At 37.7% G+C, this 15,546-nt stretch carries 15 protein-coding genes; 11 read left to right on the forward strand and 4 right to left on the reverse strand.

What is annotated here, in order from left to right:
• Positions 1 to 73: 73 nt before the first annotated feature.
• Entirely contained in the window at positions 74 to 928 is an 855-nt protein-coding gene (kdsA, locus tag N7931_RS03090; RefSeq protein ID WP_262791847.1) for a 3-deoxy-8-phosphooctulonate synthase, read from the forward strand.
• Positions 929 to 967: 39 nt separating this feature from the next.
• Here the strand turns inward: kdsA and N7931_RS03095 are convergent, their stop codons facing one another.
• A complete protein-coding gene (locus tag N7931_RS03095; protein ID WP_262791849.1) occupies positions 968 to 1,246 on the reverse strand; it encodes a hypothetical protein in 279 nt (92 codons plus the stop codon).
• Between the two features lie 211 nt (positions 1,247 to 1,457).
• On the opposite strand from N7931_RS03095, the gene N7931_RS03100 reads away from it, so the two are divergent.
• The 7 genes from N7931_RS03100 (at position 1,458) to N7931_RS03130 (ending at position 6,384) form a co-directional block, all read left to right on the forward strand.
• Positions 1,458 to 2,354, forward strand: a complete 897-nt coding sequence (locus N7931_RS03100; RefSeq protein ID WP_262791850.1) for a transcriptional regulator GcvA — start codon at positions 1,458 to 1,460, stop codon at positions 2,352 to 2,354.
• 28 nt (positions 2,355 to 2,382) lie between these two features.
• A complete protein-coding gene (locus tag N7931_RS03105) occupies positions 2,383 to 3,012 on the forward strand; it encodes an alpha/beta family hydrolase (RefSeq protein WP_262791851.1) in 630 nt (209 codons plus the stop codon).
• Positions 3,013 to 3,023: 11 nt separating this feature from the next.
• Entirely contained in the window at positions 3,024 to 3,407 is a 384-nt protein-coding gene (locus tag N7931_RS03110; protein WP_262791852.1) for a DUF423 domain-containing protein, read from the forward strand.
• Between the two features lie 15 nt (positions 3,408 to 3,422).
• A complete protein-coding gene (gene rlmM / locus N7931_RS03115) occupies positions 3,423 to 4,475 on the forward strand; it encodes a 23S rRNA (cytidine(2498)-2'-O)-methyltransferase RlmM (protein WP_410369329.1) in 1,053 nt (350 codons plus the stop codon).
• Positions 4,476 to 4,567: 92 nt separating this feature from the next.
• Positions 4,568 to 4,972 (forward strand): hypothetical protein, encoded by a 405-nt coding sequence (locus N7931_RS03120; RefSeq protein ID WP_262791856.1) that lies wholly within the window; start codon positions 4,568 to 4,570, stop codon positions 4,970 to 4,972.
• A gap of 153 nt (positions 4,973 to 5,125) precedes the next feature.
• On the forward strand, positions 5,126 to 5,428 hold the full coding sequence (locus tag N7931_RS03125) for a hypothetical protein (RefSeq protein WP_262791857.1): 303 nt from the start codon (positions 5,126 to 5,128) through the stop codon (positions 5,426 to 5,428).
• 26 nt (positions 5,429 to 5,454) lie between these two features.
• Positions 5,455 to 6,384, forward strand: a complete 930-nt coding sequence (locus N7931_RS03130; protein ID WP_262791860.1) for a glucosaminidase domain-containing protein — start codon at positions 5,455 to 5,457, stop codon at positions 6,382 to 6,384.
• A 92-nt stretch (positions 6,385 to 6,476) separates the two neighbouring features.
• Here the strand turns inward: N7931_RS03130 and N7931_RS03135 are convergent, their stop codons facing one another.
• Complete coding sequence (locus N7931_RS03135) at positions 6,477 to 7,658, reverse strand: class I SAM-dependent rRNA methyltransferase (protein ID WP_262791862.1); 1,182 nt, start codon at positions 7,656 to 7,658, stop codon at positions 6,477 to 6,479.
• A gap of 107 nt (positions 7,659 to 7,765) precedes the next feature.
• Positions 7,766 to 9,823 (reverse strand): methionine--tRNA ligase, encoded by a 2,058-nt coding sequence (gene metG / locus N7931_RS03140; RefSeq protein ID WP_262791864.1) that lies wholly within the window; start codon positions 9,821 to 9,823, stop codon positions 7,766 to 7,768.
• A 94-nt stretch (positions 9,824 to 9,917) separates the two neighbouring features.
• Between metG and apbC the strand changes: the two genes are divergently transcribed.
• Both apbC and dcd read left to right on the forward strand, forming a co-directional pair.
• Complete coding sequence (gene apbC / locus N7931_RS03145; RefSeq protein ID WP_410369330.1) at positions 9,918 to 11,003, forward strand: iron-sulfur cluster carrier protein ApbC; 1,086 nt, start codon at positions 9,918 to 9,920, stop codon at positions 11,001 to 11,003.
• 18 nt (positions 11,004 to 11,021) lie between these two features.
• A complete protein-coding gene (gene dcd, locus N7931_RS03150) occupies positions 11,022 to 11,612 on the forward strand; it encodes a dCTP deaminase (RefSeq protein WP_262791866.1) in 591 nt (196 codons plus the stop codon).
• A gap of 45 nt (positions 11,613 to 11,657) precedes the next feature.
• Here dcd and yvcK read toward each other — a convergent pair whose 3' ends face one another.
• Complete coding sequence (gene yvcK, locus N7931_RS03155) at positions 11,658 to 12,542, reverse strand: uridine diphosphate-N-acetylglucosamine-binding protein YvcK (protein WP_262791867.1); 885 nt, start codon at positions 12,540 to 12,542, stop codon at positions 11,658 to 11,660.
• A 369-nt stretch (positions 12,543 to 12,911) separates the two neighbouring features.
• On the opposite strand from yvcK, the gene N7931_RS03160 reads away from it, so the two are divergent.
• Entirely contained in the window at positions 12,912 to 15,482 is a 2,571-nt protein-coding gene (locus N7931_RS03160; protein WP_262791869.1) for a VolA/Pla-1 family phospholipase, read from the forward strand.
• Positions 15,483 to 15,546 lie beyond the last annotated feature (64 nt).

Consider the following 15,546-nt stretch of genomic DNA (forward strand, 5'->3'; position numbering starts at 1 on the left):
ATTTTTTAGATTTAAATGGTATGATATACCTGTATAAATTTAAATTGTTCTGAATAAATTAGAGATAAGATAAATGACACAAAAATCGATTCATTTAAAAGCCATCGAGATTAATAACGACAAACCATTTGTATTATTTGGTGGTATGAATGTGCTTGAGTCCCGTGATTTAGCAATGCAAATTGCTGAAAGTTATAAAACGGTCACTGATAAATTAGGTATTCCTTACGTATTTAAAGCCTCTTTTGATAAAGCTAACCGTTCTTCTATTCATTCTTATCGTGGTCCGGGAATGGAAGAGGGTTTAAAGATTTTTGAAGAGATCAAACAAACGTTTGATGTGCCAGTTATTACTGATGTTCACGAAATTGAACAATGTGCACCCGTTGCAGAAGTGGCTGATATTATTCAATTACCTGCGTTTTTAGCCCGTCAGACTGATTTAGTTAAAGCTATGGCTGAAACTAAAGCGATTATTAATGTAAAAAAACCTCAGTTTATGTCGCCTTCACAGGTTAAAAACCTAGTTGAAAAGTTTGAAGAAAGCGGTAACGACCAAGTGATTTTATGTGAGCGAGGCAGTTGTCACGGTTATGACAATTTAGTGGTTGATATGCTGGGTTTTCCGGTAATGAAAGAAGTCACGAACGGCAGTCCGATTATTTTTGATGTGACTCATGCGCTGCAATGTCGTGATCCTATGGGATCAGCATCAAGCGGCCGTAGACATCAAACCGTTGAGTTAGCCCGCGCTGGTATGGCAACTAAAATTGCAGGTTTGTTTATGGAAGCTCATCCAAATCCGTCACAAGCTAAATGTGATGGCCCGTCGGCATTTCCATTAACTCAGTTAGAAGCATTTTTAACGCAAATTAAAGCGTTAGATGATTTAGTAAAAAGCTTTGAAACAATTGATATTGAAAGATAAGCAACAAGGCTTACGCCCTGTTGCAGAAAAAAGCTAAGCTTATTCTGCAATCAGGGTTAGCTTTTTAGCTGGTTGTAGTTTTTCATTTGCTTTAACCGCATCTGAAACATCAATACTAGCAACTAATGTTTTTACCGTTTCAGCATTAAACTCAGCAACTAACTTTTTAATTTCTGATTCAGTTGTTACTTGAATATTGCTTTCAGCTGCTTTTTTGATTTCAACTGTATTTTCAGTACCAGCAAAACTTGCAAAAGATACAAATAAAGCAACAGATACGCCTAAAAAAGCTGGTAGAACTTTTTTGATAGTTAACATTTATAACTCCTTAACCTGTTGAAACAGATTATATAAAATTGTAATAAAATGACATTTGTTTTTTAACACATTATGTCAGGTCTGGCTGAGAGCCTTTATTTATCTGACGGTTATAATAATATCCATCCTGTAATAAAATTACAAGATAGAATTTTTACTATTAATGCATAAGAAAATCTAATGTGTTAAATGGGGATATCAGGTTGATCACATGAGACGATTACCACCGCTTAATGCGTTAAGGGCATTTGAAGCCGCAGCAAGACATTTAAGCGTAACTGAAGCCGCTGATGAACTGTATGTAACTCAGGCGGCTGTATCGCAACAAATTAAATCGCTCGAAAGCTTTTTAAACTTAAAACTATTTATTAGACGCAACCGTAAGCTGGTATTAACCGATGCTGGAGCTAACTACTTTGCTGATATTAAAGATGTTTTTGAAACAATTTTAGATGCGACAGAAGCGATTATTAGCCAACAAAGTACAGGAGCTATCACTGTTGGTGTGCCGCCTAGTTTTGCAATTCAATGGCTGGTGCCCAGATTAAATTTATTTGCCCAAGACTACCCAGATATTGATGTGCGAATTAAAGCTGTTGATATGGATGAAGGCTTATTAACCGAAGGGGTTGATGTTGCGGTTTATTTAGGCTCTGGTAATTGGAAAGGGTTATCGGCTTATAAATTACATACCGAATATTTAGCTCCTGTTTGTGCGCCTAATATTATTAATAAAAACAAACCTTTGGATACTTTTGAAGATCTTAGAAAACATACGTTGTTGCACGATAAAAGTCGAAAATACTGGCGACTGTGGGGACAAAAAATAGGACCTAAAGATTTAGATGTTAGGCATGGTCCTATCTTTAGTCACTCTTCAATGGTGCTACAAGCTGCTGTTTTAGGGCAGGGGATCGCGTTAGGGCATAGTGTATTGGCTCGCCCAGAAATTGAAGCAGGCCGTTTAATTGAGCCATTTAAAGAAAAGCTCATCACAAAAGATGCTTATTATATTGTTTGCCGCGAAACCGGTGTGGATGATTCTAAAATTTCAGCCTTTATCGATTGGGTACTCAGTTTAATTGCAGTAGAAGAACAGTTTGATTAATAAATATCAGACTAAGTAGGAAATTATAATGAATTCAAAGACTAAAGCTCAGCTTGTTCTTGCTCATGGCGCTGGAGCGGGATCAAAATCTGACTTTATGCAACAAATTTGTAATAAAATTACAGATTTATCACAAGGTGAGATCAAAGTGATCATGTTTGATTTCCCTTATATGCAAATAATTGAACAAACTGGTAAAAAACGCCCACCAAATAAAATGCCAGTGTTAGTTGAGGCATTTATTGAGCAAGTTAAACAACTGGATTTAAATTTGCCCGTTTTTGTTGGTGGGAAATCAATGGGGGCAAGAGTCGCATTAGAGACTATTTTAGCTTGTGAGCAGCAGAATATAGCCGATATAAAAGGGTATTTTGCTTTGGGTTATCCTTTTCATCCGGTTGGAAAACCAGACAAACTCAGGTTAGATTTATTAAACTCAGTATCAACCAAAGGATTAATTATCCAAGGTGAGCGCGATACTTTTGGCAATAAATCAGAAGTCGAGCGTTATAACGTGCGTCATAATTACCAATTTAAGTGGATTTTAAGCGGCGATCATTCATTAAAACCGCTAAAATCGAGCGGCTTAACTCAGCTACAAACCATAACACAAGCAGCAAACTGGGTGGTTGATTTTATCTTATCCAGACCAGTCTAAGGTAATTAAAGATGAATAAATTATTTAATGTGAGTTTAGCTATTGCCTGTATTTTTGCCGCTAGTGCGGTATTACTAGGCGCTTTTGCTGCTCACGGCTTACAATCGGTATTAAATGAAAATGCGTTAAATGCGTTTAAAACAGGGGTTTTATATCAGTTTTTACATGCTTTAGCATTGGCAATAACCGCTATTTTGGCGCTACATTTTAATTCGCGGTTATTAACTAGCTCGGTGATATTATTTACCGTTGGCATTATTTGTTTTAGCGGCAGCATTTATTTGCTGACACTATTTAGTATTAAAAGTATCGCTTTATTAACCCCATTGGGTGGGCTTTTGTTTGTAATTGGCTGGTTATGTTTAACCGCATTTGCCTTTATTGCTAAAAAATAATTTTTAAGGTTTATGATGAATCAATATATTTTATATTGTCGCGCTGGGTTTGAGCGTGATTGTGCTGCTGAAATTCAATTTAAAGCCGCAGAAGTGGGGTTATATGGATTTTGCCGGACACAAGAGAATCAAGCCTATGTTGAGTTTGAACTCACGCAAGAAACCGGCACTGAATTGTTTTCAGTATTAAAACTGGACGATCTTATTTTTACCCGCCAATGGTTTAAGGTGATTGAAAAACTAGAGGGATTAGCCGAAACCGATAGAATTTCCCCTATCATCAAATCGTTAATTGGTTACCAGTTCAGCGATATTAGAATGGAATATCCTGAGACTAATCAGGGTAAAGAAATTGCCGGTTTTGCTAAAAAATTTACTGTGCCACTGCGTCAGGCTTTAAAAAAACAAACCATACTGACCGACAATACACCGCAAAACCTACATTTATTTATGTTTAGCTCAACTCATTTAATTTTAGGGATGAGTTTGCAAAATAACGCCAGCGACTTATTACTGGGAATTAGACGGCTGAAATTTCCGGCAGATGGCCCAAGTCGTTCAACACTCAAATTAGAAGAAGCATTTCATCAGTTTATTCCTAAAAAAGAGTGGGAAACTCGGTTAAGTTCGGGTTTAAATGCGGTTGATTTAGGCGCTGCGCCGGGTGGGTGGACATATCAGCTCGTTAAAAAAGGTATGATGGTTAGCGCAATTGATAATGGACCTATGGCAGATAGCTTAATGGAAACCGGCCAAGTAAAACACTTTAAAGAAGATGGTTTTAAATATCAGCCGAAAAAACAAAATGTGCATTGGTTGGTATGCGACATGGTTGAAAAGCCGAGCCGTGTAGCCAGATTAATGACCAAGTGGGTGGAAAATAACTGGTGTAAAGAAGCGATTTTTAATTTAAAGCTGCCGATGAAACAAAGGTTTCAAAATGTGCAGCAAGTGCTCGAAGAAACTCAAATTAGCTTATATGAAGCGGGTGTGCGATACGAGTTAAAAGCCAAACACCTTTATCACGACAGGGAAGAAATCACCTGTTTATTAAGACGTTTAGATTAATTTTATCCTGTTGTTTAAAAATTACGACTTTTTATAAAGCTTTGATATACTTTTAATTGATTGAAATCTAAACACTTTGGACAATTAAATTTATGTTTACCGCTTTATTTATTAATACTGATAAAACCGCTATGGGGCTAATTGTAGCGCTTGGTTTAGTATTATCAGCTTGCGGTGACAATATTCATGAATATGCGCCGGTCGCTATGCTAAAAGAAGTTGATCGGCAAATGGCACCCGAGTTTGTAAAAGGAAACTGGCGTTACCGTGGTGCTAGAGCTGTTGATGAAGGCATCGCGGTTTATATTCAAATTCCGGAAAGGCTCGATATTTCGGATGACCAGCATAAAGATTATTTAATAAAAACTATCTGCCCTAAATTAGATAATCTAGAATTTTGGCGAAAAGTAATAGGTTATCGTTTATTTATCCGCACTTATAATTATGTTGACCGTAATTACACGCAGGCGCTTTGCCCTAAACCTTTTAATATTTAAACAGCTTTTTCCTATCATTTATTTGTAATTTATTAAGTACAAAATACCAGCAATTAATGTGACCGAAGTTAAGTAATAGCTTGAATTTTATTTTGTGCGCTAGAACTCAATGCTAACATACACAGGTTTTATGGATAACTACAAGTGAACAGCATGATGAATTATTTTGGTTCAATAAATAACAAATTTATTAGTTTAGTGAATTTAAAAAATAAAAAAGTACCTAGAGCAAGTAGCGAAACACAATTTAAAAAAATTGCTTATGATAAAATATTAGAAAGGCAAGAATATCTTAATAAGTACCCTCATATATATCATAATGAGGTTATTAGTTGTCGGGTTTGTTCTAGTCAGGATATTAAAGATTGGGGCTTGCTTTCCAGAGATGATGATAAAAGGGTTCATAGCTGTAACAGCTGTGGCCAAATTTTGTGGCGAAGTAGAGTCTCAATCTAATTATTTGGTAAAACATTAAGATTTTTATGATAAAACTATTATTTAGGCTGGCCAGTATTGGCCTGTTTTCTGCTGCATTTTTATTTCCTTTTATTAACCAGCAACACATTGAAAAAGTGGTAGCAGAGCAGCCACAAGATAATTTAATTTCAGTGGATAAACCTAAACTGCCTACTTGGTTGCAGGATTATCCGGTTGCCCCCGACTTTGCAACTATCGAAGATGTGTATCAGAAAAAGCTCAGCTTTTTTAGTTACTTTTATCCGTTAATTACCGCCCATAATGAATGGATTGTCGAAGCCCGAAATTTTGTTGAGCAATACCGTAACTTATTAAAAGACTCACGAAAAGTGAGTTCAAGCAGTCGCACTTATTTAGCGGCGCTTTTTAGCCGTTATAGCATTGAATACGAACAAACCGATACCAAAAATCAATTATTAGCAAAAATGAATAAACTGCTTAAACGGATGGATGTTATTCCACCTGAGCTAATTTTGATTCAGGCTGCTAATGAATCTGGCTGGGGTACTTCGCGTTTTGCCCGTGAAGGTAAAAATTATTTTGGTCAATGGTGCTACCAACCGGGTTGTGGTTTAGTGCCAATTAATCGGGTAGAAGGTTTAAGTCATGAAGTTGAAAAATTTGAACATGCTTATCAGGCTTTAGATAGTTACTTTGTAAATGTAAACACGAATAATGCTTATCGTATTTTTAGAGAAATGCGGGCAAGTTACCGAAAATTAGGTCAAACGCCATCAGCAGAAGTATTAGCAACGGGTTTAATGAGTTACTCTGAACGCGGCGCTGATTATGTGCAGGATATTATTGCTATGTTGAGATCGAATCAAGATGTGATGGACGAAGCTAAGAAGGGGATGCAAGCTGGAACAGATGAAATGACTGAACATTTACCTAATTCAGAGCCGACTCCGGTTGAAGAAAATTTAGCCAGCTAATTTTACGTTGGATATTGCGCTGCTGTTACTTTAGGTTTTATGGCAATTTAAAGTTTAACAGCGCAATAGTTAGTTGATAGTGTTAACGGAAGCTAAACTGCTTTTTTAACCACTAAACCTTTTAAGTAAAAAGCTTCTGGGTAATTGAGCGAAATCGGATGATCTTTTGCTTGAGTCAACTTTTGAATTATCTGCGCATTTACACCTGCATCAACAGCCGCATCCGCGACTACTTTTTGAAATAAATCAGCATCCACTAACCCAGAACACGAAAACGTTAATAAGGTGCCGCCCGGTTTTAATAACTGCAAAGCTAGCATATTAATGTCTTTGTAACCTCGGCAAGCGCGAATAACCTGACCTTTGTTTTCTGCGAATTTAGGCGGATCAAGTACAATCACATCAAACTGAATATCTTGCTCTTTATACTGGCGCAGCAATTTAAATACGTCGGCATTAACTTGCTCAAATTTGTCGTTAAAACCATTTTCTGCATATTGCAGGCTGGCAGTATTTAATGCCGTGTCAGATACATCCACATTAGTGACTTTATCCGCTCCGGCTTGCAGCGCATATAAACCGAATGTGCCAGTGTAGCTAAAGCAATTTAATACTTGTTTGTTCTGGCAATACTGTGCAGCAATTTGACGGTTATCGCGTTGATCTAAATAAAAACCGGTTTTATGGCCTTGTTCAATATCAACCAATATTTTTAAACCATTTTCGGTTATCCAAACTTTGCTGTCAGCCTGACCAGACAACCAGCCTGTGGTTTGTGATAAACCTTCTTTTTTACGAACCGCCACATCAGAGCGTTCATAAATTGCCATATCAGGAAAAACCTGATTTAACGCTTTAACTATGGTTTGTTTGTGAAACTCAACACCCGCAGATAAAAACTGACCTACGATCACATTGTTATATAAATCGAGCGTTAATCCTGGAATACCGTCTGATTCACCAGCAATTAAACGATAGGCATTAGAAACAGACGAAATTAATTGTTCGCGCATGGCTTTGGCCGCTTTTATTTTTCGGACAAAAAAATCAAAATCTATTGTTTCTGTTTGCTCAAATGACCAAACTCTGGCTCTGATTTGAGACTGCGGAGAGTAGGCGGCTTTTGCCAACCATTCACCTTTGGCGCTATAGACATCTATGGTTTCACCGCTTTTAGGCTTGCCGTTTAATTCAGCAATAGCACGCGAAAAAATCCAAGGATGTTTACGTAATAATGATTTTTCACGCCCTTTAACCAGAGTGATGTGTGACATTGTTATTCCTGACTTGATAAAAAAGAAACTAATAAACCCAAGCTGGGTTAACTAAAAACAGCCGCTAACTGCGGCTGTTTTTAGAGTGATTACAAATAAAATCTTGGTTATTTTACTCGCATGCCCGGCTTAGCACCGTCTTCCGGGTTTAATATCCATAACTCTGAACCGCCCGGACCTGCGGCTAAAATCATACCTTCTGACATACCAAAACGCATTTTTCGTGGTTTTAAGTTAGCCACAACAACTGTCAGTTTACCTTCTAAATCCTGCGGTTGATAAGCTGATTTTATCCCTGCAAAAATTTGTCTTTGCTCTAAACCTAGATCAACCTGAATTTTTAATAGCTTGTCTGCGCCTTCAACATGCTCGGCACTGATAATTTTGGCAATCCGTAAATCTAATTTTGCAAAATCATCAAATTCAATTTCGGCTGCAATGGGCTCGATTTCTGCATTTTGAGCAGGTTTCGCGGTTGCTTTATTCTTGGTTTTGTTATCTTCTTGAGCGGCTTGAGGCGCTAAATTTTGCTTAGAGGCTTCTACCATAGCTTCAATATGTTTGATATCTAAACGCTGTAATAAAGGTTTAAATTTTTCAATCGCATGACCAAGCATACGTTGATTAATATTAGCCCAAATTAACTCATCATTTAAAAACTCAGACACTTTATCCGCTAATGCCGGTAATACAGGTTTTAGATAAATGGTTAAAATTCGGAATAAGTTTAAGGCATCAGAACAAACTTGATGAGCTCTTTGTTTGCTTGATTCCTCTTTAGCTAATACCCAAGGCGCTTCATCTGCAATATATTGGTTGGCTTTGTCTGCCAACGCCATAATTTCGCGAATCGCCTTGCTGTAATCTCGGCTTTCATATAATCCAGCAATTTTATCAGAGGCATTTTCAAATTCAGTTAATAGTGCAGGGTTGAGCACTTCATCTGCTAATTTTCCGTCAAATAATTTGGTAATAAAACCCGCACAGCGACTGGCGATATTAACGTATTTACCGACTAAGTCTGAATTAACGCGTTGGGCAAAATCTTCAAGGTTTAAATCTAAATCATCCACACGGTTGGTTAACTTAGCAGCAAAATAATAGCGTAAAAACTCAGGTTCTAAATGTTCTAAATAAGTTTGAGCTTTAACAAAAGTACCTTTTGATTTGCTCATTTTTGTACCATTTACCGTTAAAAAACCATGTGCATGAACACCTGTTGGTTTACGGTAGCCTGCGCCTTCTAACATTGCAGGCCAAAACAAGCCGTGGAAGTTAATAATGTCTTTGCCAATAAAGTGGTGAAGTTCAGCATTTGAGTCAACCGACCAAAATTCGTCAAAGTTGATACCTTGTTTATCACATAAGTTTTTAAAGCTACTCATGTAACCAATTGGTGCGTCTAACCAAACATAAAAGAATTTATCGGTTGTTCCCGGAATATTAAAACCAAAATAAGGCGAATCACGGCTAATGTCCCAAGCTTGCAGGCCATCGGCAAACCATTCACCTAATTTGTTTGCCATTTGCTCTTGCAAAGTACCTGATTTAGTCCAGTTTTCTAACATGCTTTGGAACTGGCCTAGCTCAAAAAAGTAATGTTCACTTTGTTTTAAAACTGGGGTAGCGTCTGATACGGTTGAACGGGCATTTTTAAGTTCAACTGGCGAATAAGTAGAACTACAAACTTCACAGTTATCGCCGTATTGGTCTTGAGCACCACAGCTTGGGCAGTCGCCTTTTACGTATCTGTCCGGTAAAAACATTTGTTTTTGTGGATCATAAAGCTGTTCAATGGTTTTTTTACTAATACAACCAGCTTGCTCAAGTTGAGTATAAACCAGTTGAGCTAATGTTTTGTTTTCATCAGAATGGGTTGAATGAAAGTTATCAAATTCAACTAAAAATCCGCTACAATCGCGAATATGCTCCTGACGAATCGCATCTACCATTGCTTCTGGTTTTAAGCCTAATTCTTCGGCTTTAAGCATAATTGGGGTGCCGTGTGCATCAGAAGCGCAAACAAAATGAGTTTGATGGCCACGAGTTTTTTGAAATCTAACCCAAATATCGGTTTGAATATGTTCTAATATATGGCCTAAATGGAGTGAACCATTGGCATAAGGTAACGCGCAGGTTACTAAAATTTTTCTGGTGTCAGTCATTTAAATTCTATTCGTTAATTTGCAGATTCAATTAAGTGCGAATACTACTGAAATTAGCGCTTAATTTCATCTGCTTATCGTCATCAAGGATAAAATTATTGTGTTTAAGTCCATTTTTAAAACAAATGGGGAAAAAAAAGCCCAGATTATTGAGAAAATTAAAACATTTTTGCTTGAATTTGATGCTGAATTTATTTTATCTCAGTGTGAATTTGTTGCCGCTTCAGATAAAGATCCTGAGTTAATCTCTAAGTTAATTTTACCGTTTAAGTTTGATGCCTTAAAAGCAGAATTAGAGCAGACATTTGATAAATTAACGATTGAATATCAGCTCCAGTTGGCATCATTAAGCAAATTACATCACAACAAACTTGCACAAATTAAGCATGTAGTGGCTGTTGCTTCTGGTAAAGGTGGGGTGGGTAAATCAACCACCACGGTTAATATTGCCCGAAGTTTGGCCAGCTTTGGCGCAAAAGTTGGCGTATTGGATGCCGATATTTATGGGCCATCTATACCGCTGATGTTTGGTTTACAAGGCCAACAGCCGGATACTCATGACGGCAAAATTATGCAGCCGCTTGTATCTGACGAAGGGATAAAATGTAACTCAATCGGTTTTTTGGTTGACCCTAATGATGCTGCTATTTGGCGTGGACCAATGGCAAGCCGAGCTTTAACTCAGTTATTTAATGAAACCCAGTGGGGTGAATTAGATTATTTATTAATTGACTTGCCGCCGGGAACTGGCGATATCCAGCTAACTTTAACTCAAAGTTTACCGCTAAGTGGCGCGATAGTGGTTACCACACCACAAAATATTGCCTTGGCCGATGCTAAAAAAGCCATTGCTATGTTTAACAAGGTGAATGTTGCGGTTTTAGGATTAATTGAAAATATGAGCCTGCATGTTTGTAGCCAGTGTGGTCATGTTGAACATATTTTTGGTTGTGATGGTGGAAAAAGTCTAGCCGCAAAAGAAGGCGTTAACGTTTTAGGGATGACAGCTTTAGATATTAATTTGCGTGAAATTATGGATAATGGCGACACTAACGGATTTAAACAGGCAAGTTTTTTCCGCGACTATCAAAAAATTTCATTGAAGCTGGCCAATGAGCTATATACTCTGGCACAAGCAAGGCCGGCCAGCCAAAGCATTGAGATTACGCAATTAGACTAATTAATAAGTAGATAAATCATGCGATTATGCGATAAAGATATTATAAAAGCGTTGCACGACAAGCACATAGAAATCAATCCGATGCCGACCGAGGATATGATAAGTGGCGTAACTGTTGATATTAGGTTAGGTAATAAGTTTCGAATTTTTCAGGAGCATTCAGCACCTTATATTGATTTAAGCGGCCCTAAAGAAGAAGTGAACAAAGCGCTGAATGTGGTGATGTCGGATGAGATTTATATTGAAGAGGGCGAAGCTTTCTTTTTACATCCGGGTGAACTTGCGCTGTCAGTTACTTATGAGTCGGTTACTTTACCGGATAATATTGTTGGCTGGTTAGACGGTCGTTCATCTTTAGCCCGGCTTGGGTTAATGGTGCATGTGACCGCTCACCGAATTGATCCCGGCTGGTCTGGAAATATTGTTTTAGAGTTTTATAACAGTGGTAAATTACCATTAGCGCTCAGGCCTAAAATGAAGATTGGTGCGCTTAATTTTGAAACCATGTCAGGCTCGGCCATTCGCCCATACAACAAAAGAGTCGATGCTAAATACAAAGGGCAAGACGGAGCTATTGCCAGCCGAATCAGCGAAGATGATAAAAGCTAATTGGTTTTGAGTTATAGCCGGTTATGCATAACCGGCTATATCAATTTAAAACAGTTTGCAGATTAACTCTGTAATTGCATGTTTGAGTTTATGCTCGTCATGGCGGTAATAAACATCGCTAGCATTAAGCGATTTTTGTAAATGAATACATCCATCCAAGTTAACTTTTGGCGTATCCAACCCAGACAAAACTCCCGAAATTTTAATTTGAGGGTTGCTGTTAGCCAGCCAATTTAACCTGTCTTGTAAGCTGGTATTGTGGCAAGGCCCATGCTCTGCGGCTAAGTTATCAATAAAAATGATTTTTGCCTGAGTTTGCGCTAATGCTTGTGCTATATCCTTAACCAAAAGGGCAGGCATCACACTGGTTAAAAAACTCCCCGGACCTAACAAAATAACATTGGCGTTTTGAATCGCTCTCAATACTTTATTTGGAGCAACCACTTTATTGGCCAAACTCAGTTTGTCTGGCATGGAATTTTGCTGATCGATTGTAATTTCACCATGAATCAACTGCTCAGCATAGTGAGCAATTAAATCGGTCGGCTCTTCTGTCATTGGATAAAGTTTGCTATCTATTTTTAATAGCCTACGCACAATCTCAACTACGCCAACTGGGCTAACATCTAATTGCTGCATTGCAAAAAAGATTAAATTGCCCAAGCAATGTTGATCTAATTCACCTTGAGAAAATCGGTAGTTGAGTAAATCGGTTCCAAGCTGACTTTTACTTAAATGGGCGATACAGTTTCGTAAATCACCCCATGCAATAGAATCCTGATTTTGTCTGAGTTTTCCGGTTGAACCACCGTTATCGGTTGTTGCGACAATTCCGGTTAAGTTTGAGCCTAGCTCTGAAAATGTATTTAAAACTTTACCGAGTCCATGCCCGCCTCCAATAGCGACCAGATTAATTTGCCTTAATTGCATTTTAAACACTATCCTAATGAAACACAGGGTCTGTTGAGCTTACGAGGGCAATTTTGCAGTGGTTTGATTCTTCAATACTGATCCTCGATTAAAGAGTATTTAGTTAGAACCAAAATTTGTATATCAAACATCAATAGTCCCTACTAATTTGACATTTTTGCCAAATGAAAAAACAAATTAGCATATATCAGGAGACGAGTTAATTATTTTTAAAAATGAATCGACATATTAAGGTTTATAGAGTGTTTTTTGTTCAAAAATGATAGCGAGTATTTAAATGTTAAAAAAATATAGATAATGTGTGGTTAAATCTATCTTTTTAAGCTATTTTGATCTGGTCTAATCAGTTTTTATTCACGAGGATGTCGTATGTTTAAGCTCAAGCTTTGTGCCGTTTCGATTAGCTTTGCTCTATTAACTGCCTGCGAAGGTGATACGCTGGCAGATTTAAATAAAGAATCTGAAAATGAGCAACTGATCCCTAGCTCTAAAATAGTTTATTCTCCAGCGGATGGGCAGCTTTCTGTACCAAATGATTTATTATTTAATGGCACTACTGATGGTACGTTAAATTTACCTGTAGTAGATGCTAGTGATTATACAGATCCGACAGTGGCGATGAGCGGTTTAGATGGCTGGTCTTATCAACAACCATTTTTAATTGAGTTTGAACTTGAATCCAGAGTGGAATCTTTAAATATGGCATCAGTTGAACAGGCTGGAAGTATCCGTTTATTTGAAGCCGTGATGGGGGCATCAACTGATTCAGCTCACCCTGAATGTGCTGAGGTGACTCAAGGCTTAGCCTGTAAAGTCTTATCTGAGTTAACTTTTGGGGTCGATTTTGTCACTAAGCTGGCAGCCAATAACCAAATTGCAGTTGTGCCGCTTAAACCGTTAAATTCAGATAGCCATTATTTAATTGCAGTGACTAACCAACTTTCGGACTCTGAAGGCCGTGCCGTGAAAATGTCTGATACTTATCGTTCAGTACGTCAGGATTTAGCGTCAATGCCATTGGCAACAGATGCTCAGCGCAGCTTACAAGCTATTGTTAATTCATTTGAAGCCACCCTTAATCAAGCCGGGGTTGATAAAAATAGCTTAATATTAACTGCGGCGATGACCACACAATCAGCACCTGCATTAGCTGTATTAAAACAATTGTTAGTGCAAAACCCAGCCCAAATGCCAGTAGTTTCAACACCAAATCAGGTTGAAGTTATGGGGCAGGGTATTACCGCCAGAGATGCTTTAAATATTGGTAGTGCATCCTGCCCAGATATGCTCGCATTAGCGCAATCAGGCCAAGCCAGCGCTGAACAAATGGCCGGAATTGCCCAAGCAATGCCATTTTGTATTAGCCAACTTTATTCTGCCAATATTACTTTGCCTTATTATAGCGGCGTAGCTACAGTGGATAATCCAACCGGTGCCACAGGTAATAATGCGTGGTGGCAAGCCAATTGTGACAGTGGTGCAACTTTACAAGGTGCTGTTGCTGGCGGCATGACTTTACCTGCAGCAGCGCAATCCGACAATGATGCGTTTTGTATGAACTTTGGTTTAAGAGATTTAGGTTTAGATACCGAGCGCCATATAACTCAATATAACCCAATACCTAAAGTGAAAACTTACAACCAAATAGACGTACAAATTACTGTACCTGATCCAGTTTATTTAACTGCTACTGGTGCACAAATAACTCAAATGCCAGAAAGTGGTTGGCCAGTAATTATTATGCAACATGGTATTGGCAGTAACAAAGAGAATATGTTGGCATTGACAGGTGCCCTTGGTTTCGCTGGCTTTGCTACAGTAAGTATTGACATGACTTTGCATGGCAGTCGAGGATTTGATTTAGATCAAGATGGTAACTATGAAATACAGTCTAATCCAGACTCAGTCACGGCATTTATGAATTTAGAAAATGCCCGTGCGACTCGTGATAACATCAAACAAAGTGTAGCTGATCTATTGGGATTAAGAATAGGTTTATCTAATTTAAGTACAACTAATTTTAATAGCCAAAAGCTTGATAATTCAAATGTTTATTTTATCGGACATTCCTTAGGCGGAATTGTTGGAGCCGACTTTATTGCGTTAACTAATACAGCTCTAAACCCAGCGATAGATCCTTTATTTAAAGTTAATGCATCAGTCTTTGCAAATTCATCGGGGGGCATTGCCAGTTTCTTATTAGCTTCCAATTCTTTTGGTAATTTTATTAAAGGCAATATTTTATTAGCTAGCTTTAAACCATTTTTAGTATTTTTAGCACAAAACCAACAAAATATAGCTCTTTTATTAGCAGATCAAACAGCCTATACGGAAGCAAAAACAAATTTTTTAAATTCAGCTAACTTAGGTGAGAGTGATTTAACACTGTTTAACCTAGCAGAAGGGTATTTTATATATCTAATTCAAAATGGCGCTAATGTTCAATCATTAACAGCAAGTGATCATCTGGCTCATTTTGTGCCTTATTTTTCAAGCCTAAATTTATCGCAGCAATCTTCAATTAGTGCACAAATTAATCAATTTGCATTTGCAATGCAAACAGTTATTGATAGTGCAGATCCAAATCAATATACATCAATGTTAAATCAAACTAATACTCCTATTTTAATGACTGAAATATGGGGAAATGGTACTGCTTCTACTTGGGATCAAACCATACCTCCAATGGTTTCAGGCGCTCCTTTATCAGGTACAGAAGCACTTGCAAGTCAACTTAACTTATCCAAAGTAAATACCACAACAACAGATCCTATGTCTGTCTCGGGTTTAGTAAGATTTAATGCTGGGGGCCATTCGTCGTTGTTATCTCCTTCAAGCAGTGCAGCTGTGACAAAAGAAATGCAACAAATGATTGCAACTTACTTTGCATCGTCAGCAACAGTAATAAAAATAGATAACAGCTCTGTCATTTCTGATTAGAGTCTAAATGTTAAAATCGCAGTTAATTTTAAAAGCAACTATTTCATCTGATAGTTGCTTTTTT

This window comes from Catenovulum sp. 2E275, assembly GCF_025515275.1.
Classification (GTDB): Bacteria; Pseudomonadota; Gammaproteobacteria; order Enterobacterales; family Alteromonadaceae; genus Catenovulum.